We start from the raw sequence: 23068 nt of genomic DNA on the forward strand, positions 1-23068 counted from the left end.
AAGGTTGCTCATGAGAAGGCAACGGTCAACGGACGACAGGAGTGGCTGGAATGGTTGAGCTCAAGCTCGGGTACAAGGCATCGGCAGAGCAGTTCGGGCCGCGAGAGCTGGTCGAACTAGGCGTCGCCGCCGAGCAGCACGGTCTCGACAGTGCGACCGTCAGCGACCACTTCCAGCCGTGGCGCCACGACGGCGGCCACGCGCCGTTCTCGCTGGCCTGGCTGGCGGCCGTCGGCGAACGCACCGATCGCATCCAGCTCGGCACCTCCGTGCTCACCCCCACCTTCCGCTACAACCCGGCCGTGATCGCGCAGGCCTTCGCCACCATGGGCTGCCTGTACCCGGGCCGGGTGATGCTCGGTGTCGGCACCGGTGAGGCGCTCAACGAGATCGCCACCGGCTACAAAGGCGAATGGCCCGACTTCAAGGAACGTTTCGCTCGACTGCGCGAAGCGGTGAACTTGATGCGCGACCTGTGGACTGGCGAGCGCACCGATTTCGAGGGCGAGTACTACCACACCGTCGGCGCCTCCATCTACGACGTCCCCAAGGGCGGAATCCCCGTCTACATCGCCGCGGGCGGCCCGGTGGTCGCAAGGTACGCCGGCCGCGCGGGCGACGGTTTCATCTGCACCTCGGGCAAGGGCATGGACCTCTACACCGAGAAGCTGCTGCCCGCCGTCACCGAGGGCGCCGCGAAGGTCGACCGCAACGTCGCCGACATCGACAAAATGATCGAGATCAAGATCTCCTACGACACCGATCCCGAACTCGCACTACAGAACACCCGCTTCTGGGCCCCACTCTCCCTGACTCCCGAACAGAAGCACGACATCACCGACCCCATCGAAATGGAAAAGGCCGCCGACGCCCTCCCCATCGAACAGGTAGCCAAGCGCTGGATCGTCGCCAGCGACCCTGACGAAGCCGTCGCCCAAATCAAGCCCTACCTCGACGCAGGTCTCAACCACCTGGTCTTCCACGCCCCCGGGCACGACCAACTCCGTTTCCTCGACTTGTTCAAGCACGACCTGGCACCCCGCCTCCGCGCGCTGGGCTGAGATCGCGAGTGACCTGAGCAGGATCGGCCCCGGTCTGCCGCATGCTTCGGCATGCGGCGCGGGGACCGTAGACAATAGTAGATAATTTTCGGCTAGACTGAGTTCGTGAAGTCGATCAGTGTCGGCGAACTCCGCCAGAATCCGTCCGCCATGGTCGCCGATGTCGAGTCGGGCGAGGTCTATGAGTTGACGCGCCACAACCATCGGGTCGGCTACATCGTCCCCGCGGTCTCGTCCACCCAGATCATCAGGCGCGCGGTCGATGGTGGGGCGAGCACGAGCACCATCGCCCGGCATGAACTCCGCAGCGCTGCGTCTATCGACGAACTCCTCGAGTCCGAGAAGGGCGAGTGGTGAGGGCCTATTACCTCGACACCTCAGTAGCCATGCGGATCATGCTGGGACATTCCATCGAAGCCGCGCGATGGTTCGACAATGCCACCGCGGACAAAGAGTGCCGGATTGTCTCTTCACGACTGTTGCGCACCGAGATCACTCGCGTCCTTCGCAGAGAAGGCCTACCCGTACTCGACCGAGGTCAGATCATCGACCACATCGACGTCATTCCGATCGATCACGCTGTTCTGAACGAAGCCGAAGCGATCATCTCGCACATCCGAACACTCGATGCGATTCACCTGGCGTCTGCGCTGCGCAGCGGCTTGGAAGATCTGACGGTGGTAACCCACGACAAGAACATGGCCACTGTCGCAGGACAACTCGGATTCGCGGTCTTCGACCCGGTCCAGTAGATGATCTACGAGTCCGACGTCGACCTGCCGAGCTAGGAACCTTCGACAGGTCGACTCGGGACATTCGAACGACGCTAGCTCAACGCGTGGTCAAGGTCGCCAAGGAGATCTTCGAAGTCTTCCAAACCAACCGAGGGCGAACTACGCCGTCGAACAAGGGCCAATGGACCGTCACCTCCGATTCATCCGTTAGCAGTCCACGGTACCCAGGAAGCCAACTCCGATTCGCGTGACGGCGAGCCGTCCCACGGCTGCTTGTAGAACTCGTTGGCGATAACCCCGGCGTAATCTTTCGAACTATTCTTGGGCGTCAAATTTGAAACGTACAGCTCGGAAACAGGAGAATTATAGGGCATCTTCTTAACCACGTGCGCAACTTCGGTCGCCGCTGGCCGCAGATCGTCGAGCTTGCCTTGAGAATTGACCACTGACAGATAGACATTAACACCCAGCATGCCAGTTTTATCGTTTCTATTGATACTCACATTGTATACACAATAGCCCGAAGGTAGCGCGTCGGAATCATCTATCGCCTTCCTGGTCTCTTGTTCGAACTCTTTCGATTCCAGCTTTGCCGTCGCGACTTCACACTTTTCGGAGCCACCGTCCGTGGACGTGCAACCGGTCGCAACTATCGATGTCACAGCAACGGAAACAGCCAACCAAATTGCCGTTCGAAACGTATTAGACATTAATCTTCGCCATCCAATTCCCAGCCATCATCTTTATCATTATACTCACGCGTATTCGGAGTGGGCCACACAGAATTCCCGTGCGCGTCAACAGACAATCCGCTCGGACTTCTAATCATATTCTGAAGCTCATTAGACGCTATCCAAACCTTCGTTTGAACCTCAGCGAAGTTGGTAATTAATTCCACGACCAACTCGACAGCGGCAGTAATTGCCGCATTTGCGGTCGGCAAAGCGAATGGAACCGCAGCACCCGCTGTTGAGGCCGACTCTGCAGCGAACTCCACCGCCGCCGAAATGACCGTCGCGAGCTTGTCAATCAATGCTTTATAGAGAACGCGTCCCTCCTCAGCGATTGTCAACAGCTCATCATGAACACTCTCGCAGAGAGTTACAATCGCGGTCATCGCGGCCGCCAGATACCCCCTCGATTCCTTGAAAGATTTGTACGCACTTCCGTCCCAGTTGCCTTCCAGATTGAATTCCTCCGAGTTTTGCCTCGCGTAAACGGCCCCGACTGCGCTACCTACCTGCTGCCATTTCGATGCATAGTCAACAAACAGCCACGGGGCGAACATCCCCTCGACTGCTTCCTTGATCTTCTCGATCAGCTTCTTCAGCTGCTCTTGGACCTCGTCTCGGGTGTCGGTCAGAGCCCAGTATGTCGCCATGCTTACCCAACGAACTCGATCAAAGCCTTCATTGATCTCGGCAGGCATCTCGTCGAGTCGCTCTACACTTTTCGAAAACTCCTCACGAAGTGTGGTCAGGGATTCTTGCGTCAATTCCGGAAATGGGCTCATTATATCGAGAAATCCATATCTCCAGCGAGACGGTTTGTCGCCTGGACCTGTTCAGCCTGCTGTTCGCCGAAGCTGATCACTGCCGCGTGCAAGGCGTTGCCAATCTGTTCGGCGACCGGTTCCGATTCCCTAAGCCTGTCCTGAATATATGTGGCCGCTTTGCTGTAAGAACTCCACGCGCCAATAAACAATGGACCAAACTGCACAGCCGTGTACTTCAAAGCATCGATCGACCCAGCCGCAGATTTCAGGCCTGGAGATACTTCAGATAACCAGACCTTAGATACTTTCTCAAGCTCGTCGAGTTCGACCTTAAGATTCTTCGTCATCCAATACTCCCCATGAGTAGCTTTTCGTGACGGACCACTCTAGCAATCAAGGCTTGATCGGTTTCGCTATCCAGATCGGCGCTGTGCTCCAATTTGGGCGCTCCCGCTCGCGCACGATTACAGCAATTTATAATATCGATTGCAATATGATCCGGATCGGTCAGATATCCCCAATCAGGATCAATATTGACCGATATCAGTTTGGCAGAGGTTGCCGTAACAGTCAATCCCACGATTCCACTGCTATTCCGACCAGGCCCATGAAATGTGCGCGCCGTCGGCTGGAATATTGCAGAGTAAATTTCTTGAAACTCCGCCGATGTATTTGTTCGCAAAAGAATTGGTGCGGCGAGCCTCAGCGTCGGCGGTCGACTCAGAACCCTACTCGGATCCGCTACTTGAGAGGCCTTCTCGAATACGGCGTGCATATAAGCATCCATAATCGATTTCCCATAATCCGATGGTTCGAAGAGGTTCTTCCATTGGCGCCCAATCTTGATCTGCGTGGGAAGCCGGTCCATGTTCAGTTGCACGTTAACTAGTGCAGACTTCTGGAATGGATTTTCAACCCTAGGTTCAGAGTTGGCACTCACTTCGTTGTCCGCAGGCGACGTAGACGCCCTGCCCATCCCCCGTCCATCTAGATTCGCCTGGTTATCCAGATGCGAGGGAGCCGACCGGGCGACGGGTTGTTCTTCCCAATATTCATCGTCGGGGTCGTCATAATGATTGAACCACCCTTGTGTCACAGTCGGTTTCCCCGCTTATTCATATTTCCGGCTTCTCTCACACTCAAGCTGCCTCCTTTGGTCACGATTCTTGATATGAAACGGTCAACTGTCTCGGTGTTCAATCCGCCGTCTCAGCTCGTTATCAATCAACTTGGTCATTTGTTCGGCTAGATGCGAACAGTCCCCTGGCTCAATCTCTATTCGCTCACTATTTCTGCGTTGGAGGTATCGGCCGTCGTCCGCATAGTCCAGCCATTCGATGATGTGGATGGGCGCGGATTGATGGTGGTGGTCACCAGCACGGACGGCTGCCGATCCTGAACCAGTTAATGGCCGACTAATGAACCGCTGATATCGCTCGTGAGGAGAGCTACGGGCAACGTCGGTGAAGTAGGTGCCGAAGTCGGGCTCAAGATCCCGCGTGTAGAATTCCTTGGCTGATTGTCGGCCAGGAGAACAATTCGGGATGCAATTCGCGATCCCGTTGCCGAGGTTTTCGGGTCGCCCTCGTCGGACCCAGATCGGACCCTCGACGCCATTTACTGCGGTTTGGGCCGCGATGACCGCGGAGCCGCGGCTTCGCACACCTAGGATTCGGTAGGTGCGGGTGGTGGGGCCATCGGCGCCTGTCTCGCCTGATGCTTCGATGCGCAAGTCAGCAGTAGCAAGAGTGTGCAGGACAAGTTCGATCGCATTCGACTCCTCTTTCGAGTACCCCGTACGAACGGACCGGCCGTGTGCGTCGAACTCCTCGCGATAGCGGAAGCGACTGGCGAAGTGCAGGGGGCGGGGGAAGCGGTCGCGACCGTCATTGAACCAGAGTCCAGCGAAATCGTCTGGTTCCCAGAACCATTCAGACATCGGATGATCTGTCTCGTGGTGGGTTCGCGGACGGATACTGACTGCCGAGGACCCCGCCTTCGACTACGAAACCACGGTCGCCGATGAGCTCATCCGCGTTGGCCTCGTTGATCAAGTAGTCAGGAATAGCGTGCTCTGCCTGGTCGTCTTTTCCGCGCCCGGCACCAGCGCCCATCATGCCTGGCATGCCAGACATCCCGCGAGTGCCAGCCGCAGCACCTGCAGCAGCACCACCAGCGGATACCGTGGCTGCCAGCGCCCCTGCCTGCGGGGACCCTGGAATTGCCTGTCCAGGGGCACCTGCGCTGGGAGCGACGCTGCCGCCTGGTCCGGTCCCCGTTCCTGGACTACCGCTGGAACCTGGGGTTCCGCCAACCCCTGGGGAGCTGGGGGTGGCCGAAGCTGGTGTGGTCGGCGTGGTGGACGGCGAGGTCGACGTTTGGTCGGTACCCGATGAGGAGTCGGATGTGTCCTCATCGTCAGTGGCCCCGGGATCCGACGTAGACGGATCCTCGGCGGCGGAGTCCTCGGCAGGTGTTTCTGGTGTTGCTGCCGGGTCGTCAGGAGCATCGGTCGATGGCTGCGTGCCGGTGGAGTCAGTGTTCGGCTTGCCTCCACCGTTGTCCGTGGTGATGCCAACCGGCTTGTCACCCGGGTCATTCTGTTGCTGGGTGGGATTGGTCGGCCGCGGTAAGATCGGGATCGCGCCGTCGGTGCCGGCGAAGGGCATCACGTACTTGTTGTCCATCACCTCACGCGCTTGGTTCTCGGCTTCCTCACGCTGACCTCGAACAACCGCCTTGTTCCAAGGCATGCTGTCCAGAAAGCCTGGGTCCACTTCACCGGGAAGCGCCGATTTCGTGTTCACTGCGGATGTTGCTGCGGCGGCGACTTGCTCACTCATCGAAGTGAAGGCAGGCGTGAGTTTGTCTGCGTCGGTGGTGTATTGGCGAATCGCGTTGATCGAGGCATCCGCTGAACTGCCTTCCCAGGCCGACGCGATCGAGACCTCCATCCGCTGCCGAAACTGTTCGAGTGCTTGCGTCCATTGGGTGCCGGACTCACGGTATTTCGCTGCCGCGCCGTTGGCTGGCTCGGTGGCGATCCGTTCGAACGCGCTCAGGATGTCCTGATGCTTCCAGTTGGGTGGATATTCCGTGGTGGGTGGGATCTGTTTGCCCTCGGTGCCGGTCATTTCGCGCCTGCCTGTGCGAGTGCGGCGGCTTCAGCGTTGAAGCGGGTGGCCCACTCCTCGTCAGCGGCCATGAACCGGTCACGGATCAATTGGTGCAAGGTGCGGATGTCCTCGACGATGACGTAGTGCTCTTCGAGTACGTCGTAGAAGGAGTCGTCGCTGCCACGGGCCTTGTTGCGGAAGCGGTGCGCCATAACGCGGGCAGAGGATAAGCCGGACTCTGCGTTGTCACCGAAACCCCAGGTGCTGATATTGGAAATATCGGTCATGGTCTGCTGGATCTGCCGAATCACGGTTTCGAATTCGGTGCACTCACGATCGAGGCGAGCGAACTCCTCGGGTTCCATGCGCAGATTCAAGGCGCCGCTCCGCGCTTCCTCGATCAGACCTGTAAACGGACTCTTGGTTTCCCCGGACACCACTTTCCCTCCCCGTTCCGTATGATGTTGTGGCTCAGAGACTGTCCGGAATCGACGGCGCGATCTTCTCGGTCAGTGAGCGTGCGATCTCGCACGAGTCCAGGTGGCCGGTATCTCGACCTGACGGCGGATTTACCACGTTGATCTCCATGCTCCCGCCACGCACTGCGACGTTGACGTCGCATACGTCCTTGGTGCTGCGGCCAGCGTCCTGGCGCCAAGCGATCGCCTCACGGCCTCCGACGGTGAACTCGTTCGACTCCGGGAGCTTGCGGTCTCGCACCATCGCAACGGTGAGGTTCGTCATCCGCACGCTCATCGCGTATCCGCCACCGCCGACGTATACCCAGTCGCAGCCCTTCCAGACGACGCCCCCCGGCGCCTCGGTGAGGTCTGACTTCTTCGAGCCCAGCTTTTCGTCGGTGATTACTTGCGTTGGGATATCGGCGCAAGGATCGAAGCCGGTCGGCACGTCTTTGGCGAGTTCACGCCCGTTGACCGACAGGGCGCTTGTCGGAGCAGAACCGCCGTCCGTAGACTCGCCTTCGCATCCGAGCAGCGCGGCAGCGACCGCGACCAAAACGGGGGCAACCATCACATATTTGGGCCTGACCAGGCGATTCATGCGTCCCCTCCCGTGCACGACAGGGGAAGACTAAGCCCCCCCCCCGAAGTTTCGTCAAGCCGCACCGTCTCCATCGTGGCCATATCGACCGCGGGACATCGCCGAACTCACCATCGAGGATTTCGAGTCGCCGAGCCTCTTTCAGCACTCACCGACGCTGACCTCAGGTGGTGTCGCCACTGCCGCAGGGTTGGTGATTGATCTGCCGCTGCCTCGACACGAGGAATCTCAGTACAACACGCCGGTTGATCTGACTATCACGAAGATAAACACACATTATCTGCGGTTTTTCTGCCGTTTATCCGTAGCATCGGGTGATGTTCGAGCCGAGGTTCACGATCAGCCCCGCGACGGCGACAGCGCTGATGGCCATCGAGGCCGATCGGCAGGTGATCATGGAACTGCCGATCAATGTCGATGTTCTCGCAGGGCTTCGCGAGACCGCACGACTCGCGGCCACCCACTACTCCACGCAGATCGAGGGCAACCGGCTTACCCTGCCGCAGGTTGCCGAAGCGCTGGCAGGCAACCACTTTCCGGGGCGTGAACGCGATGAGGCGGAGGTGCGCAACTACTACCGCGCGCTCGAGCGCATCGAAGCTGCGGCCACCACGCCCAGCCCAATCGCAGAGGCGGACTTACAGCGTGTCCATGGGCTTGTCATGTACGGGAAATGCACCCCAACTCCATACCGCCCCGGCCAGAACGTAATTCGCGAAGGGGCGTCCGGAGGTGTCGTATATATGCCGCCCGAGGCATCTGATGTACCGGACTTGATGGCGGGTCTGTTCGACTGGATCAACACTCAGATGGACACGCGGAAACTGCCTGCCCCCTGATCGCTGCGCTCACTCACTACCAATACGCCACAATCCACCCGTACTACGACGGCAACGGCCGGACAGCACGTCTGCTCACGACGCTGGTGCTGCACCGCGCGGGCTATGGGCTCAAGAGCATCTATTCGCTGGACGAGCACTATGCCCGCAATCTGTCCGACTACTACGCCGCATTGACGGTCGGACCTTCACACAACTACTACCTCGGCCATGCCGAAGCAGACCTCACCAGCTTCCTCGACTTCTTCTGCGAAAGCATGGCGGCGGCACTGGGATCGGTGCGTGCCCGCGCGGCCGACGTCGCCCAGAACCCCCGAAACGCGACACGTCGACGATGCCGCCACGCTCCGCACACTCGATCCTCGACTACGTCGGCTACTCGAACTCTTCCGAATCAGCGTAGTAGTCACCACATCCGACATCGCCACGCACCTGGGAATCAGTGTGCGCACCGCGAACACGTTGGTGCGCAAGTGGATCGCGGACGACTTCCTCGAAATCGACGACCCTTCTCGAAAGAGTCGGACCTACCGTCTCGCCCCGCGCTATGAGCGGATGGTCAGTCCGTAGACTTCCGCCACCAGACCTCCCGCCTCTTCCGCTGCACCCGTGGTTGATCTGCCGCTATCGACAGGATCACGCGCGGCACAAACCGGGGTTGGTGGTCACGGTTTGGCGTAGTCTGGCGTCATGTCGCCACCGCGCAATGACGCCCCGCGGCTGGTGACGGCCGAGGAATTTCTAGACGGGCCCGCAGATGCGTTCGGCGAGATCCATGACGGTGTGATGGTCGAATGTATGGCGCAGGGTCCCGTGCACGATCGCGTGGTGCATCGGCTCCGATCGGCGCTGGAGTACGGCATCGACCCGAACGGGCCATGCCGCGAAGTACACGGTGACACACCGATGCGGCTCGCCGATAGCGACAATACTGACCCAGCACGTCGGCTGCGCGCACGATATCCGGACCTGATCCTGCGGGACTGTTCCGACGGCCCTTACGACGCGCAACACGTCGCCGACCAAGCACTGATCGTTGTCGAGGTGACGTCGGAGGGCACGATCGACAACGACATCGGTATCAAGCGTGAGCTCTATGCTCGCGCGGGTATTCCGGTGTACCTGATCGTCCATTTCGACAAGGACTGGCAGCACATCGCCATGATCGAGGAGCTGCGTCTCGACTGGTCAGGACGACGGTATGTCGGCTGGACCAAGCACACCGATGCCCTGGTTCTGACCGAGCCGGTCAGAGTAGCCATCATGTTCGAGGATCTTCAGAGTCCGCTGCCGCGTCGTCCGTGAGTCCGCTCAAAACAGCAGGCCTAGAACCCATTCGAAGAATTTGGCGATCAGACGGAGGAGTGGGCAGCCAAGGGTCATCCCGCCGGAGGTGGCTCGTTTTCGACAGGCTGACCTTTGGCACAGCCTGCGGCTAGCTCAGCGCGTGATCGAGGTCGCCGAGGAGATCTTGGAGGTCTTCCAGGCCGACCGAGATGCGTACTACCCCGTCGGACAAGCCGATTGAGGCTCGACCCTCAGGGCCCATGGCTCGGTGGGTGGTGGTGGCGGGGTGGGTGATCATCGTTTTGGCATCGCCGAGGTTGTTGGAGATGTCGATGATGCGGAGGCGGTTGAGGACCTCGAAGGCTTGTTTCTTGCCGTCTTCGCCGTTGAGGGCGAAGGTGACGACAGTGCCGCCGCCGGACATCTGTTCCTTGGCCAGTGCGTGTTGTGGATGTGATTCCAGGAAGGGGTATTTCACCCAGTCGACCGAACTCTTGGTCTCCAGGAATTCGGCCACTCGCAGGGCCGACTCGGTGGCGTGGCGCACGCGCAACGGCATGGTTTCCAGACCCTTGAGCAAGGTCCATGCGTTGAAGGGGCTCAGGGCTGGGCCGGTGTGGCGCATCAGGGTTTTGACGGGGCCGTCAATGTAATCCTGGGCGCCGAGGATGGCGCCGCCGAGAACGCGGCCCTGGCCGTCGATGTGTTTGGTGCCGGAGTAGACGACCACGTCGGCGCCGAGTTCGAAGCCGCGCTGGAGCAAAGGAGTGGCGAAGACGTTGTCCAGCACCACCTTCGCGCCCGCGGCGTGGGCGAGCTCGGTGACCTTGCGGACATCGACGAGGGTCTGCATCGGGTTGGCGGGGGTCTCGAAGAAGACGGCCTGGGTGGGAACGGAGAGGGCCTGCTCCCACTGTTCGAGGTCGTCACCGTCGACGAAAACGGTTTCGATGCCCCAGCGCGGGAGGATCTCGTTGCAGACCACGAAACAGGAACCGAACAGGCTGCGGGCGGCGACGAGTCGGTCGCCTGCCTTCAGCAAGGCACCGAGCGCGGTGAACACCGCCGACATGCCGGACGCGGTCGCGAAGGCCGCCTCGGCGCCGTCGAGCAGCCGGATGCGCTCCTCGAACATCGCCACGGTCGGGTTGCCGAAGCGGGAGTAGACGAAGTGCTCGACGTCGCCGGTGAACGCGGCTTCGGCGGCTTCGGCGCTCTCGTAGACGAAACCCGAGGTCAGGTACAGCGCCTCGGACGTCTCGTCGAAGCCGGAACGGCGCAGGCCGCCACGCACGCCGAGCGTGGCGGGACCGACGCCCTCGGGCAGTGGCTTGTCGAAAGAACCACCGGTGATCATGCTTTTCTCCTTATGCCTGACGCCACGGCAGGCCGACCGCGCGCCAACCGGTGCTGCCGCGCTGACCGAACGCGTCGGGACCACCTTCGAAACCGTCGAGCACGTTGTAGGACGGTGCCACGCCCGCCGCCGTCGCCAGGTTCGCCGCGTGCGCGGAACGCTGACCCGAGCGACACAGGAACACCACCGGTGCGTCGTCGGGGCGACCGGCGAGCGCCTGCTCGAGCTGCACGCCGAACGCCGGGTTGCGCGTGCCGGTGCCGTCGACCCACTCGATGAAGTGGGCCGGGCGTTCGATCGAGCTGGTGTCGGGAATGCCGATGTGTGCCCACTCGCCTTCGGTGCGCACGTCGACCAGCACGGCGCCGGGATGCTCGGTGAGCAGCTCCCACGCCTTCTCAGGGGTGATGTCGCCGGCGTAAGTCATGTCGATCCTCCTGCGTGAATCCGCTCTTGCCGTGCCGGAAATCCCCGAACACACGGCCAGGTCGTCACCCGGAGCACCCCACCGCGGAGGAGGGTTGCCGACCAGCGAGCCGGGGCTTGACGCTGGCACTCATGACCTTGCGATCTGAGATTGCCTCGGCACCGGTCATCGTGTCAAACGATTCAGAAGCTGCACACCAGCCACGCGCTGTCGACGCGGGCGAGTTTCCATGTGTTGGTCGACGGATTGCCGTTGACCACGAGGGCGGCGTCGATTTTGGCGCGATCGCCGTTGACGGTCGCGTTCTGGAAGCCCTTACCGTCGATCGTGACAGTGGATTTCGGGCCACCGAGCTGTTCGGTGAGGCCGGATTTCTCCTCGTCGAAGCCGGGGCAGGCCACACCGGTCGGCGGACGGAGGTCGCTGCGCGAGCGTGCGTCGATATAGTTGGTGACGGCGGCCGCGAGACGGTCGGCCTCTGTGACATTTTTCTCAGCGGGTGAGAGCAGTCCGCCCGCCACGATGCCGATGAGCACGATGATCGCGATCACCGCGGCCGCGACGAACGGGACGATGGAACGCTTGTCGGTCTGATCCACCACTACGGGCTGGTCATCCGAGCCTGTTTGCTCCTCGTTCATGCTCTAATCCTGACAGACCCGCGCGGGCAGCCACACCGCGCGCCGGGTGCCCGCGTCGCCGCAGCTAGAATCGCCTTGATTGCGTCGGCTGCCGCGTGGGATGGCAGCTGCCAGTAAGCCGGTATACCGACTTAGCCTAAGCTAAGTTGACGCCGTCAAATCAGTTCTCGACCAAAGGGTGCGCGTAGATATGACCGAACAGAGTGCAGCGACTCGCCCACTTCGCATTGCGATCGTGGGTGCGGGACCGGCCGGTATCTACGCCGCCGACGCCTTGATGAAGTCCGATGCCGACGTGAGCATCGACCTCTACGAGCGCATGCCCGCGCCCTTCGGCCTGATCCGCTACGGCGTCGCCCCCGACCACCCGCGGATCAAGGGCATCATCACCGCCCTGCACAAGGTCCTCGACAAAGACCAGGTCCGACTGCTCGGCAACATCGACTACGGCACCGACATCACCCTCGACGACCTGCGCCAGTTCTACGACGCGGTCATCTTCTCCACCGGCGCCAACGCCGACCGTGCCCTGGCCATCCCGGGTATCGACCTCGACGGTTCCTACGGTGCCGCCGACTTCGTGTCCTGGTACGACGGCCACCCCGACGTCCCGCGCGCTTGGCCCCTCGAGGCCGAGAAGGTCGCCGTCCTCGGTGTCGGCAACGTCGCCCTCGACGTCGCCCGCGTGCTCGCCAAGACCGGTGACGAACTGCTCCCGACCGAGATCCCGCCGAACGTCTACGAAGGCCTCAAGGGCAACAAGGCCCTCGAGGTCCACGTCTTCGGTCGTCGCGGCCCCGCCCAGGCCAAGTTCACCCCCCTCGAACTGCGCGAACTCGATCACTCGCCGACGATCGAGGTCATCGTCAACCCCGAAGATATCGACTACGACGAAGGCTCCGAAGCCGCCCGCCGCAACTCCAAGCAGGTCGACATGGTCGCCAACACCCTGGAGCAGTGGGCCATCCGCGACCACGGTGACCGCCCGCACAAGCTGTTCCTGCACTTCTTCGAGTCCCCTTCGGAGGTACTCGGCGAAGACGGCAAGGTCACCGGCCTGCGCACCGAGCGCACCCAGCTCGACGGCACCGGCAACGTCAAGGGCACCGGCAACTACACCGACTGGGACATCCAGGCCATCTACCGCGCCGTGGGTTACCTCTCGCAGAACGTCACCCAGCTGCCGTTCGACGATCAGGCAGGCACCGTGCCCAACGAGGCCGGTCGCGTGATCTCCGACGACTCAGCCGTTGGCGACGCCCGGTTCATGCCCGCCACCTACGTGACCGGCTGGATCAAGCGCGGCCCGGTCGGCCTGATCGGCCACACCAAGGGCGACGCCAACGAGACCATCGCCTGCCTGCTCGACGACGCCAAGGCCTTCGCTCCCGCGCCCAAGCCCGAGCTCGATGCCGTCACCGAGTTCCTCGAGGGCAAGGGCATCCCGTTCACCACCTGGGCAGGCTGGTACCGCCTCGACGCCCACGAGCGCGCCCTCGGCGAGCCCGAAGGCCGTGAGCGCGTGAAGGTCGTCGAACGCGAGGACATGCTGCGCGCGTCCGAGCCGAACAAGGCCTGACACCGCCGCGGCCACACGGCACGCAACCCCGCACGACCCGACCTCGAGGAGGGTCCGCCGCGAAGCGGCGGTTCGCGGCCGTCCCGCTGTTGCGGACTCGAAAGCGCTACGCCGAAGGCGTTAGTCTCGAGTCCGCAACAGCGGGACCGGCGGGGCCGCGAACTCGAGCGTGCCAGCGCTCCAAAGATAAGGCATTCTGTACAAGTGTTCGATGCCCACGTCCACATCATCGATCCGCGGTTTCCGCTGATCGAGAACGAAGGCTATCTACCCGAGCCCTACGTGATCGATGACTATCGAAAGCGCATGGGGCACTTCGATGTCCGCGGCGGTGCTGTCGTCAGCGCGTCTTTTCAAGGCGCCGATCAGACGTATCTGAATGCAGCACTGTCCGCGCTCGGTCCCGACTGGGTCGGCGTGACCCGGCTGGATCTCGATGCCACCGACGACGAGATCCTCGAGTTGAACAAAGCCGGTGTGCGCGCACTGCGGTTCAATCTCAAGCGCGCTGCCGCCGACATCACCGAGATGACGTTGCAGGCGTTGCGCGCGCACGAGCTGGCGGGCTGGCACGTCGAGCTCTACATCGACGGTCAGATGCTGGCCTCGCTGCAACCGGTGATCTCGAAGCTGCCCGCGCTCTCGATCGACCATCTCGGCATGTCCGAGGAGGGTTTGCCGTACCTGCTCGATCTGGTGGACCGCGGCGCCAGAGTGAAGGCGACCGGGTTCGGGCGGGTCGAGATGGATGTGGCCGAGACGCTGCGGCGCATCCATGCGGTCAATCCGAGTGCGCTGATGTTCGGCAGCGATCTGCCCGGCACGCGCGCCGGTAGGCCGTTCGAGGAGCGCGATGTGGACCTGATCCGCCAGGTGGTCGGCGCGGATATGCACGCGGTACTCGAGGACAACGCCCGCGAGTTCTACCGCCTGCCCGCCGTGCGCCGCGACCAGGTGCCGCCCCCGCGCGTCGAGAACCCGACGATCCCGATCCCCCGCAACCTGCTGCCCGGCGCGGACGAGCACACCCGCCCGCTGCCGGTTATCGAATAGCCGGTTCTCGGCCGCCTCGATCTGGACTGACCAAAGGGTGCGACGAAGGGGTGCCCGGCGGGAGGGAAGATCGAGGGAACAGGCCGAGAACCTGCGGCACCAGCCGCCAAATACTCAGCTCAATAGCGCGCCGGTGAGCCACACGCCGGAGGCGATCAGCGCGCCGAACAGCTCGACCAGCATCGACAGGCCGACGCCCTTGAGTGCGTGCAGCGTTGCGGGCCAAGCCAAGTCGTTGGTCTTCAAGCGGTACAGCTCGGCCAGGTACACCCCGAGCACGAAGCCGATGAACAGGCCGACGATCGGGATCACGAAGAAGCCGACGATGCCGAGCACCGCGCCGGCCAGCAGCGCACGGTTCGACACCCCGGCTTCGCGCATCCGCCTGCCCGGCCAGGTGTACTTCACGACGCCGGAGAGCACCAGCGCGACAGTCGCGATCGCCAGCACTGTCCAGGCCGTCGCACCGCCGGTCATGAACGCCCACACCGCGATTGCCGCGAAAATGAGGATCACCCCCGGCAGAATTGGTACGATCACGCCGACGATGCCGACCAGAATGACGAGGCCGACTCCGACCTCACCCCACACGCTCACTACCGGTCCTCCCGTTGCCGCGCCGAGTCGCGCTCGTGCGAATTCTCGCCCATGCTCTACCCGAGCCGCCACCCCAGCGCTATTGTCGAGGTGTCAATACCGTTCGACGAACTGAGGTCACCGCGTGAGCACGGAGTCCACCGCCAAGCAGGGGCCCCTTGCGGGCATCAAGGTCATCGAGTTGGCAGGCATCGGGCCAGGCCCGCACGCCGCGCTGCTGCTGGCCGACCTCGGCGCCGACGTGGTGCGCGTGCAGCGCCCGAACCAGCTACCCGGCTTCATGGAACGCCCACAGTGGCGCGGGCGAACGATCGTCGAGGCGAATCTGAAGGACCCCGCCGACGTCGCCAAGATCCTCGACCTGGTCGAGAAGGCCGACGTGCTGCTCGAGGGCTTCCGCCCCGGCGTCACCGAGCGCATGGGCCTCGGACCCGACGACGCGCTGGCCCGCAACCCGCGCCTGGTGTACGGCCGGATGACCGGCTGGGGCCAGCACGGCCCGCTCGCCGACCGCGCGGGACACGACATCAACTACATCTCGCTGACCGGCGTGCTCAATGCCATCGGGCGTAAGGGAGAGCGGCCGGTGCCGCCGCTGAACATGGTCGGCGACTTCGGTGGCGGCTCGATGTTCCTGGTGTTCGGCGTGCTCGCCGCGCTGGTGGAGCGGCAGAGTTCCGGCAAGGGCCAGGTGATCGACGCCGCGATGATCGATGGCGCGCTCGCCCTTTCACACATGATCTGGGGTATGCGCGGGGTCGGTCTGTGGTCCGACGAGCGCGGCACCAACCTGCTCGATACCGGCATGGCCTTCTACGACACCTACGAGACCTCCGACGGCAAGTACATGGCCGTCGGCGCGATCGAGCCGCAGTTCTACGCCGAGTTGCTGGCGGGGCTGGAGATCGATCCGGAAGGTCTGCCGATGCAGATCGACCCGAACGGTCAGGAGCAGCTGCGCAAGCTGTTCACCGACAAGTTCCTGACCAAGACCCGCGACGAGTGGGCCGCGATCTTCGACGGCACCGACGCCTGCACCACGCCCGTGCTGACCTTCACCGAGGCCACCGAGAACCCGCATATCGTGGCCCGTACCGGCCTGATCGACATCGACGGTGTGGTCCAGCACGCGCCGGCGCCGCGGTTCTCGCGCACGCCGGGCGGCACGCCCACTCCCCCGCCGACCGTCGCGACACCGATCGAAACGGTCTGGGCTGACTGATTTACCGGCCTGTCGTCGGTAAAGTTCTCCGTTATCGACGACAGGCCGAGGATCCGAACCGTCAGAACACCACCGAAGGTGCTCGCCGCCCTCATCGCGGCCACCACCTTCGGCACCGCGGTGCTGTGCTTCATCCTGGCCGAAGGATTGTTCGACACCCGCCAAGGTCATATCGCCGAAACCCATTGCCACAGTGAGGCACCGGCGCCGGTGATGGTGAGCGTGCTCAACGGGCTCGCGACCGGGCTGCTGCTGGCCGCGGCGATCTCGCTGCTGTGCTTGCTGGTGCTGCTGTTCCGCTATCCGTCCGAACGCAGCGCCGTCGCGGTGCCGTTGACCGCGCTGGGGTTGGTGGCATCGGTGCTGTTCATGTTCGGGGCAGGGTACGAAACCGTCCGCCCCGCACCGGTTTCCACCGGGCCCAACCCGTGCGCGTTCAGTAACAGGTGAGCGGTTGGAGTGGGTCGGCGGCGCGCGGGGCGAGGGCGTCGTAGGCGGCGGCGATGGATTTCACGGCGATGCGCAGGTCGGCCTCGGGGTGGGTGTAGGGCAGCCGGACGAAACGTTCGAAGGCGCCCTGAACACCGAAACGTGGTCCAGCGGCGAGTAATACACCGTGATTGGGGGCGGTGGCGGCGAGTGCGGTGGAGACGGGGCTCGGCAGCTGGGCCCACACCGACATGCCGCCCGCGCCGACCGCGATGTGCCAGCCAGGCAGGTCTTCGGCGACGGCGTCGAGCAGGGCGGTGCGCTGGGTGCGTAGCTGTTCGCGCCGGCGCTCGAGGATGGGTTCGGCGTTTTCGAGCAGGTGGACGGTGGCGAGCTGATCCATCACCGGGGTGCCGAGGTCGACAGTGGAGCGGATACCGAGCAGCTTGGCGATCAGGGGCGCATTGGTGCGGATCCAGCCCACGCGCAGGCCACCCCAGAACGACTTCGACGCCGAACCGATCGTGACGATCTCGGAGCCCTTCGCGAACGCGGCGACCGGCGGGGGCATCGTCGAGTCCGACAAACTCAGTTCGCTCATCGACTCGTCCACGACGACGGTCATCCTGGTGTCGCGGGCGATAGCGGCCAGTTCGGCGCGGCCTTCGGCATCGAGCAACAGGCCGGTGGGGTTGTTGAAGTCGGGAACCAGGTAGGCCAGGGTGGCCGCGGTTTGCCTCGCCGTGCTGCGCAAGCCTTCGAGATCCCAACCGGCGTCGGGGAATTCGGGTCGCAGCGGGACGGGGATGGGGCGGGCGCCGACGTCGCGAATGGCTTCGATGGCGTTCGGGTAGGAGGGGTGCTCGATCAGGACTCGCGCGCCGGGTGAGGCGAGCACGTTGAGGAGCAGCCGAAGTCCGTGTTGCGCACCGAGAGTCACCAGGATCTGTTCCGGCTCCGTAGGCAGACCACGGGCGGTGTAGCGGCGGGCCAGCGCTTCGCGCAGCGCGAGGATGCCGACCGGGTCCATGCCGTGAGTGCCGAGGTAGGACGGAATCCCTTGCAGCGCGACGGAATACGCGTCGTGCAGTTCGGGGGAGGCAGGCATCGCGGCGTAGGTCATGTCGATGGTCGGCAGTTCCGGCTGCGCCATCAGGGCCATGATGCCGCGGCTCGGCTTGGCACCGTCATGCTGGATCGCGGGCGGCAGCGCGACGGTGCTGCGCGAGCCCTGGCGGCTGATCAGGTAGCCGTGTTCACGCAGCAGCGAATACGTGGAGGTGATGGTGGTACGGCTGACACCGAGGGTGCCCGCCAGGTCGCGCTCGCTGGGCAGCGCGACGCCGAGTGGGGCGCGACCGTCGTGGATCAGCAGGCGGATGGCCTCGGCCAGTGCCAGGTAGGCGGGGCGGTGCGGGCGGCGCTCGGAATCGCCATCGGTTTCGGGGTCACGCCACCGGCCGAGGTCACGAGCCAGGCCCGCTGCGCCGATCACTCTTGTCGCCATAAAGTCCAGTATTCCCTAAGTGGATATTTCTAAGCAAGGCCAGTCGGTGGATTCTTACTGACATGACCACTTTCCTTGCCCTCGCCGTTGCCGTCGCCTTCGGGGTGGCGGTCTACCACTTCTCGCCCAAGAAGGGCGAGCTGCCGTTCTGGCCCTTCCAGTATCTGCCGCATGACCGGGCTTTCGGCACCTACGACGAGCAGCGGCTCTACCGCGATCTTGATGCCATGCGGGCACACGAAGTCGGTGACGATGCAGTCCAGTTACCTGAAACTGGCCTTAATGTGGCCTCGACTGACCGGCAGCAGAGGCCGCTCGCCGCGTGAGTGTGGCTTTGTCGGTGGGTCAGCGCACACTGTGAGCATGAGTGATTCGACGCAGACCGAGACGGTGGTCTCGGCACTGTTCGACACCGCTATCGGGCTGTGCGCGATCGCCTGGCACGGTGACGCCGTTGTCCGGTTCCAGCTACCCGAGGCCAGCGAGGAGGAGACCCTCGCGCGGATCACCCGGCCGTTCGATGGGGCCGCGGTGCCGGAGAGTGCGCCGGGGCCCGTGATCGTCGAGGCGATCGCGGGCATCCGCGCTCACCTCGACGGGGCGGTCGACTCACTGCGCTGGATCGAGGTCGATCTGCGGGGTGTGCCGGAATTCCATCGCGCGGTGTACGCGGTGACGCGCGAGATCGACCCCGGCCGCACGCTCAGCTACGGCGATATCGCCGGCCGCGCCGGCGCTCCCGGCGCCGCGCAAGCCGTTGGACAGGCGTTGGGACGCAATCCTGTTCCGCTCATCATTCCGTGCCATCGGGTGCTCGCGGCCGATCACGCGCTGCACGGGTTCTCGGCGCCTGGTGGTATCGGCACGAAAGCACGACTGCTGGAGATCGAGCGCACACCGGGTTTCGGTGAGCCGACGCTGTTCTGATCAGATCCCCCTGTCGATCAGGTCCAGGAGCAGGCCGCATTCGGGACCGATGAGTTCACCGGGCACGCACCGTCTGAATCAGCGGACCGTCTCGACAGGAGAGAATGATGAAGACCGACAAGATGCTCGCCGCAGGCCTCGTTGCCGTCCCACTGTTCTTCGTGACCGCACTGACCCAGGCGTTCACCAAGGACGGGTTCGACATCACCCGGCACATGATCAGCCAGCTCGCGACCGGACCGCTCGGCTGGATCCAGGCGGCGAATTTCGTCGTCACCGGTGCGCTGTTCGCGGTGGTCGCGGTCGGGCTGCACCGGCGGATGACCGACGGGATCGGGCGGGTGTGGGCGCCACGGCTGGTCGGCGTTTTCGCGGCTGGTCTGATCGGCGCCGGGTTGTTCGCCTGCGATCCGATGGCCGACTATCCGGTGGGTGCCGCCGAAGTCACGACCTGGCACGGGACGCTGCACGGCGTCGCCTCCGGTGTCGCCGGGCTGGCCCTGCTCACCTTCGACGTCATCGTGTTCCGACGGCTGCGGGCCGAGGGCAACACCGCCGGTGCAGTGACGAGCGGGGTCGCGTTCGTGGCATTCCTGGTGGGGCCCTTCATGATTCCCGGCCTGATGAGCGTCACTTTCGCCGCGGTCTCGTTCCTCGCGTGGGGCTGGGTGGCCGTATTCGCCGCCGGACTGCGCACCGCCCCGACGTTCTCGCCGCGTACGAACGCCGAGCTCGTCGCCCACTGACATCCAACGGAAACCGTGCCGACCTGCACTGGACTCGATCGCGTACCGTTCGAGTCCGGTGGTCGCACTCCCCGCAATCGAGAGGAACCACAATGCAGACTGTGACGTCGGCCGACGGCACCACGATCGCCTACGACCGGATCGGTGAGGGGACCGCCGGGACGGTCGTCCTGATCGGTGGCGCGTTCAGCTACCGCGAGTTCCCGACAATGGTCGAACTCGCGCAGACACTGGCCGACGACTACGGGCTGACGGTGCTGAACTACGACCGGCGCGGGCGCGGTGACAGCACGGACTCCCCCGGCGTGTACGACGCCGCCAACGAGATCGCCGATATCGCGGCGCTGGTCGAGGCCGCGGGCGGGAAAGCGGCGCTGTTCGGCTGGTCCTCCGGCGCCGCGCTCGCGCTGCTGGCCGCGCAGTCCGTGCCGGGCGTCACCGAAGTGGTGGCTTTCGAGCCGCCGTTCGTGGTCGACACGAAAGGCCATGTGCCGCCGAAGGATCTGGAAGCCAAGCTGCATCCGATGATCGCCGCGGGCGAACGCGGGAAAACCGTGCGGTACTACATGACCAAGGCGATGGGGATGCCGTTGCTCATGGTGGCGGCGATGCGGATGACGCCGTTCTGGAAAACGCTGACGGCAACGTCGAATTCGACCGCACACGACTGGGCGGTGATGAAGCCGTACATGCAGGGAAAGACGCTGGATCCGGCCGACTGGCAGGGTGTCGAGGTTCCGGTGCTCGTCCTCGCGGGCGACCGAACCGCACCGCTGCTCATCAAGGGCTCGAAGGCGGCGGCCAAGGTGCTGCCGAACGCGGAGTTCGCCGGGCTCGCCGGCGTGAGTCACAACCCGAAGATCTCGATCCTCGCCCCCGCGGTCGGCGAATTCCTCACTCGCACAAGGTGATCAGGGCGGCGGTGGGTGATCGCGGAAGAACTGGCACGGCTCACCGGTGAGGTAGCCGTCCAAACAGGCGAAGTAGGCCTGGACGCAGCTGTTACTCGTGCAACCGACGGTGTAAAGCATTCCGCGAATACGTTCGTTGCGCTGCTGCGAGGGGGCGAGGGTCTGCGCGGGCGGCAACACCGAAGTCACCGGGGCGGCGCTGGGCGAGGGAGCCGGAGCGTCCTGAGCGGCACATCCGGGCAGAATCGCCAGCGCGAGCAACGCCGCCGAGGCCAACCCATGTCGCAGAACCATCGTCCACCTCCATCCGGAACCCGTCTCGACGCTACCCTGGCAGGCATGCGGGCGCCGAGGTGGTCGTCCGGAGCCACCGTCGGCCGGATCGCACGATTACGCGTGCCGTTCAGGCCTGTTACGGCGAGCGCCCGATCCGGCCGGAGTTCCGACGGGACCGGGCGATGCGTATTCCAGCGCGACGCGCACCGGGAGTTTGCGCCGGTTGGACAGCTGCCGAGGGCGGGCTAGGTCAACGACCAGTCAGAGGGTCGCGCCGTATCCGCTGCCGAGCACGCCGCCTGCGACGGCACCGGCCGCGGCTGCGGGAACGCCGAGAACGGCGGCACCGGTCGCCGCACCCGCCGCAGCGCCGATGGCAGCGCCCGCGCCGGTGCTGGCAGCTGCGATCGGCCACGCCAAGGCAAAGCCGGCAGGGACCGCAAGCAAGGCGCTCGCGCCCGCGGTCGGGACCGCCGCCGCAGCGCCGAGAATCGCGGCTGCACCGGCAGTGCCCGCGGCGCCAACCGCGAAGCCGACACCAGCACCGATACCAGCACCGATAAGGCCGCCACCGACCGCGCCGATAGCAGCAGCCGGAACGCCCGCGATCGCGGCACCGGCCAGTGCGCCACCGACGGTCGCCGCGGCGATCTTGTCCGAGCGGCTCGGGTTGATACCGACCGAGCGGCCCTGGGTGGCGATGGCGGCTTCGACGTTCGCGGCCGTGCCGTTGACATCGCCGAGGATGTCATTCGGGACCTCGTCCGGGACCGGGGTGGTGAAGTCACCGATGCGCAGTGTGCGCTCGGGCGGGGCGATCGGGGCCACCGGCTCGACCGGCTCCGGGAGGTGGAGTTCCTCGATGACGATCGGCGGGGCCGGGGTGGTGTATTCCGGCACCGGGCGCGACTGCTCAGGATTCAAATGGCCGAGCGTATCCGGGCCGTCGAACTTGGCCAGATCCGAACGCCCGCCCTCATCCGCGGGCGACTCGGTGGTGACACCCGGCTGCACCGGAGCCACATTCACACCAGGCTGCGGCACCGCGATAGCGACACCCGCGCACGCAACCGCCAACGCCATCGGCAGCACCCCGACAACCGGGCGAGCAATCCGCCGCACCGTCGAGGAGTTCACATTTACAGACCGACGGATCACGCCGACACCCACTAACCAGTTCAAAGGAAAACGACACGTCCCCGCGCGCCGCCCGCGAACGATAGCGTTTGCCAGACGGATGCCACAAATCGATAGCGACAAGACATCACCACCCGCACACTGCCTGGACCAGCACCGAATCCGCCACGACCGCACACCCAGCCCCACCCGCGCCCCTTAGCGAGCGGCCCCACCCGCGCCCCTTAGCGAGCGGCGCCACCAAGTGACCGGTCGCGGCCGGTCGCCGGTTAGGCGCCGCCGCGTAGGCGACAACCGAATGACCGCACACCCAGCCCCCACCCGCGACCCCTGGGGAGCGGCCACCAAGTGGCCGGTCGCAGCCGGTCGCCGGTTAGGCGCCGCCGCGTAGGCGACAACCGAATGACCGCACTCCCAGCCCCGCGCGCGACCCCTGCGGAGCGGCAGCCACCAAGTGACCGGTCGCAGCCGGGTCGCCGGTCGTAGCCGGGTAACCGGTTAGGCCCCGCTGCATAGGCGACGACCGAATCCGCCATAACCGCACCCCCAACCACACCGCTCACCCCAAGACCGCCATGACCGCACTCCCAACCCCCACCCGCGACCCCTGGGGAGCGGCGGCCACGAAGTGGCCGGTCCGCGGCCGGGTCGCCGATCAGGGCTCG

At 64.1% G+C, this 23068-nt stretch carries 28 protein-coding genes, 1 pseudogene and 1 riboswitch; of the genes and pseudogenes, 14 read left to right on the forward strand and 15 right to left on the reverse strand.

Going from position 1 to position 23068, the window contains the following annotated elements; translation table 11 throughout:
- Positions 1–50 precede the first annotated feature (50 nt).
- The 3 genes and pseudogenes from fgd (at position 51) to ACFXKN_RS14710 (ending at position 1813) form a co-directional block, all read left to right on the forward strand.
- On the forward strand, positions 51–1061 hold the full coding sequence (fgd, locus tag ACFXKN_RS14700) for a glucose-6-phosphate dehydrogenase (coenzyme-F420) (RefSeq protein WP_378942561.1): 1011 nt from the start codon (positions 51–53) through the stop codon (positions 1059–1061).
- A gap of 105 nt (positions 1062–1166) precedes the next feature.
- Positions 1167–1316: pseudogene (locus ACFXKN_RS14705) on the forward strand (type II toxin-antitoxin system Phd/YefM family antitoxin); the annotation flags it as partial.
- Between the two features lie 98 nt (positions 1317–1414).
- Positions 1415–1813: a type II toxin-antitoxin system VapC family toxin gene (locus tag ACFXKN_RS14710; protein WP_378942566.1), complete on the forward strand. Its 399-nt coding sequence runs from the start codon at positions 1415–1417 to the stop codon at positions 1811–1813.
- Positions 1814–1995: 182 nt separating this feature from the next.
- Here ACFXKN_RS14710 and ACFXKN_RS14715 read toward each other — a convergent pair whose 3' ends face one another.
- The 8 genes from ACFXKN_RS14715 to ACFXKN_RS14750 all read right to left on the reverse strand — a co-directional run bounded on the left by ACFXKN_RS14715 (position 1996) and on the right by ACFXKN_RS14750 (position 7468).
- The gene (locus ACFXKN_RS14715; protein ID WP_378942570.1) at positions 1996–2298 is read right to left on the reverse strand and encodes a hypothetical protein; all 303 of its coding nucleotides are present in this window, start codon (positions 2296–2298) and stop codon (positions 1996–1998) included.
- 206 nt (positions 2299–2504) lie between these two features.
- Positions 2505–3308, reverse strand: a complete 804-nt coding sequence (locus ACFXKN_RS14720) for a hypothetical protein (RefSeq protein WP_379433122.1) — start codon at positions 3306–3308, stop codon at positions 2505–2507.
- Positions 3308–3637: a hypothetical protein gene (locus ACFXKN_RS14725; RefSeq protein WP_378942578.1), complete on the reverse strand. Its 330-nt coding sequence runs from the start codon at positions 3635–3637 to the stop codon at positions 3308–3310. Before ACFXKN_RS14725 ends, ACFXKN_RS14720 begins: the two co-directional genes overlap by 1 nt.
- Positions 3634–4386, reverse strand: coding sequence for a hypothetical protein (locus ACFXKN_RS14730; RefSeq protein ID WP_378942581.1), 753 nt, complete (start codon positions 4384–4386; stop codon positions 3634–3636). The genes ACFXKN_RS14725 and ACFXKN_RS14730 overlap by 4 nt, the downstream gene beginning before the upstream one ends.
- 84 nt (positions 4387–4470) lie before the next feature.
- The gene (locus ACFXKN_RS14735) at positions 4471–5229 is read right to left on the reverse strand and encodes an ESX secretion-associated protein EspG (RefSeq protein ID WP_378942586.1); all 759 of its coding nucleotides are present in this window, start codon (positions 5227–5229) and stop codon (positions 4471–4473) included.
- On the reverse strand, positions 5222–6424 hold the full coding sequence (locus ACFXKN_RS14740; protein WP_379433123.1) for a WXG100 family type VII secretion target: 1203 nt from the start codon (positions 6422–6424) through the stop codon (positions 5222–5224). The genes ACFXKN_RS14735 and ACFXKN_RS14740 overlap by 8 nt, the downstream gene beginning before the upstream one ends.
- Complete coding sequence (locus ACFXKN_RS14745; RefSeq protein WP_378942600.1) at positions 6421–6771, reverse strand: hypothetical protein; 351 nt, start codon at positions 6769–6771, stop codon at positions 6421–6423. Before ACFXKN_RS14745 ends, ACFXKN_RS14740 begins: the two co-directional genes overlap by 4 nt.
- 106 nt (positions 6772–6877) lie before the next feature.
- Entirely contained in the window at positions 6878–7468 is a 591-nt protein-coding gene (locus ACFXKN_RS14750; RefSeq protein ID WP_378942603.1) for a DUF3558 domain-containing protein, read from the reverse strand.
- Positions 7469–7785: 317 nt separating this feature from the next.
- On the opposite strand from ACFXKN_RS14750, the gene ACFXKN_RS14755 reads away from it, so the two are divergent.
- The 3 genes from ACFXKN_RS14755 (at position 7786) to ACFXKN_RS14765 (ending at position 9612) form a co-directional block, all read left to right on the forward strand.
- Entirely contained in the window at positions 7786–8307 is a 522-nt protein-coding gene (locus ACFXKN_RS14755; protein WP_379433124.1) for a Fic family protein, read from the forward strand.
- Between the two features lie 32 nt (positions 8308–8339).
- Positions 8340–8858, forward strand: coding sequence for a hypothetical protein (locus tag ACFXKN_RS14760; RefSeq protein ID WP_379433134.1), 519 nt, complete (start codon positions 8340–8342; stop codon positions 8856–8858).
- 139 nt (positions 8859–8997) lie between these two features.
- Positions 8998–9612: a Uma2 family endonuclease gene (locus tag ACFXKN_RS14765; RefSeq protein ID WP_378942608.1), complete on the forward strand. Its 615-nt coding sequence runs from the start codon at positions 8998–9000 to the stop codon at positions 9610–9612.
- Between the two features lie 130 nt (positions 9613–9742).
- Here ACFXKN_RS14765 and ACFXKN_RS14770 read toward each other — a convergent pair whose 3' ends face one another.
- The 3 genes from ACFXKN_RS14770 to ACFXKN_RS14780 form a co-directional block, all read right to left on the reverse strand.
- On the reverse strand, positions 9743–10951 hold the full coding sequence (locus ACFXKN_RS14770; protein WP_378942613.1) for an O-succinylhomoserine sulfhydrylase: 1209 nt from the start codon (positions 10949–10951) through the stop codon (positions 9743–9745).
- Positions 10952–10961: 10 nt separating this feature from the next.
- Positions 10962–11378 (reverse strand): rhodanese-like domain-containing protein, encoded by a 417-nt coding sequence (locus ACFXKN_RS14775; protein WP_378942620.1) that lies wholly within the window; start codon positions 11376–11378, stop codon positions 10962–10964.
- A gap of 17 nt (positions 11379–11395) precedes the next feature.
- Positions 11396–11515, reverse strand: a riboswitch (SAM riboswitch).
- 45 nt (positions 11516–11560) lie between these two features.
- Positions 11561–12019 carry a hypothetical protein gene (locus ACFXKN_RS14780; protein WP_378942623.1) on the reverse strand — a complete coding sequence of 153 codons (459 nt, stop codon included), beginning with the start codon at positions 12017–12019 and terminating at the stop codon, positions 11561–11563.
- Positions 12020–12209: 190 nt separating this feature from the next.
- Between ACFXKN_RS14780 and ACFXKN_RS14785 the strand changes: the two genes are divergently transcribed.
- On the forward strand, positions 12210–13598 hold the full coding sequence (locus ACFXKN_RS14785; RefSeq protein ID WP_378942627.1) for an FAD-dependent oxidoreductase: 1389 nt from the start codon (positions 12210–12212) through the stop codon (positions 13596–13598).
- A gap of 204 nt (positions 13599–13802) precedes the next feature.
- The gene (locus ACFXKN_RS14790) at positions 13803–14651 is read left to right on the forward strand and encodes an amidohydrolase family protein (RefSeq protein ID WP_379433125.1); all 849 of its coding nucleotides are present in this window, start codon (positions 13803–13805) and stop codon (positions 14649–14651) included.
- A gap of 114 nt (positions 14652–14765) precedes the next feature.
- Here ACFXKN_RS14790 and ACFXKN_RS14795 read toward each other — a convergent pair whose 3' ends face one another.
- Positions 14766–15248 carry a DUF456 domain-containing protein gene (locus tag ACFXKN_RS14795; protein ID WP_378942633.1) on the reverse strand — a complete coding sequence of 161 codons (483 nt, stop codon included), beginning with the start codon at positions 15246–15248 and terminating at the stop codon, positions 14766–14768.
- A gap of 124 nt (positions 15249–15372) precedes the next feature.
- Between ACFXKN_RS14795 and ACFXKN_RS14800 the strand changes: the two genes are divergently transcribed.
- Both ACFXKN_RS14800 and ACFXKN_RS14805 read left to right on the forward strand, forming a co-directional pair.
- Positions 15373–16470: a CaiB/BaiF CoA transferase family protein gene (locus tag ACFXKN_RS14800; protein WP_378942637.1), complete on the forward strand. Its 1098-nt coding sequence runs from the start codon at positions 15373–15375 to the stop codon at positions 16468–16470.
- Positions 16471–16548: 78 nt separating this feature from the next.
- Complete coding sequence (locus ACFXKN_RS14805) at positions 16549–16920, forward strand: hypothetical protein (protein ID WP_378942641.1); 372 nt, start codon at positions 16549–16551, stop codon at positions 16918–16920.
- Here ACFXKN_RS14805 and ACFXKN_RS14810 read toward each other — a convergent pair.
- Entirely contained in the window at positions 16907–18406 is a 1500-nt protein-coding gene (locus ACFXKN_RS14810; RefSeq protein WP_379433126.1) for a PLP-dependent aminotransferase family protein, read from the reverse strand. The genes ACFXKN_RS14805 and ACFXKN_RS14810 overlap by 14 nt on opposite strands.
- 62 nt (positions 18407–18468) lie before the next feature.
- On the opposite strand from ACFXKN_RS14810, the gene ACFXKN_RS14815 reads away from it, so the two are divergent.
- The 4 genes from ACFXKN_RS14815 (at position 18469) to ACFXKN_RS14830 (ending at position 20990) form a co-directional block, all read left to right on the forward strand.
- Entirely contained in the window at positions 18469–18732 is a 264-nt protein-coding gene (locus tag ACFXKN_RS14815; RefSeq protein WP_378942653.1) for a hypothetical protein, read from the forward strand.
- 37 nt (positions 18733–18769) lie between these two features.
- Positions 18770–19333, forward strand: a complete 564-nt coding sequence (locus ACFXKN_RS14820; RefSeq protein ID WP_378942658.1) for a methylated-DNA--[protein]-cysteine S-methyltransferase — start codon at positions 18770–18772, stop codon at positions 19331–19333.
- 107 nt (positions 19334–19440) lie between these two features.
- Positions 19441–20079 (forward strand): DUF998 domain-containing protein, encoded by a 639-nt coding sequence (locus ACFXKN_RS14825; RefSeq protein WP_378942663.1) that lies wholly within the window; start codon positions 19441–19443, stop codon positions 20077–20079.
- A gap of 92 nt (positions 20080–20171) precedes the next feature.
- A complete protein-coding gene (locus ACFXKN_RS14830) occupies positions 20172–20990 on the forward strand; it encodes an alpha/beta fold hydrolase (RefSeq protein ID WP_378942668.1) in 819 nt (272 codons plus the stop codon).
- On the opposite strand, the gene ACFXKN_RS14835 is transcribed toward ACFXKN_RS14830, so the two are convergent.
- Positions 20991–21284, reverse strand: a complete 294-nt coding sequence (locus tag ACFXKN_RS14835) for a hypothetical protein (RefSeq protein WP_378942675.1) — start codon at positions 21282–21284, stop codon at positions 20991–20993. It abuts the gene before it with no gap.
- Between the two features lie 243 nt (positions 21285–21527).
- Positions 21528–22349 carry a hypothetical protein gene (locus ACFXKN_RS14840; protein ID WP_378942680.1) on the reverse strand — a complete coding sequence of 274 codons (822 nt, stop codon included), beginning with the start codon at positions 22347–22349 and terminating at the stop codon, positions 21528–21530.
- Between the last annotated feature and the right edge of the window lie 719 nt (positions 22350–23068).

The sequence above is a fragment of the Nocardia sp. NPDC059195 genome (assembly GCF_042754695.1).
In the GTDB taxonomy this organism is placed as follows: Bacteria; Actinomycetota; Actinomycetes; order Mycobacteriales; family Mycobacteriaceae; genus Nocardia.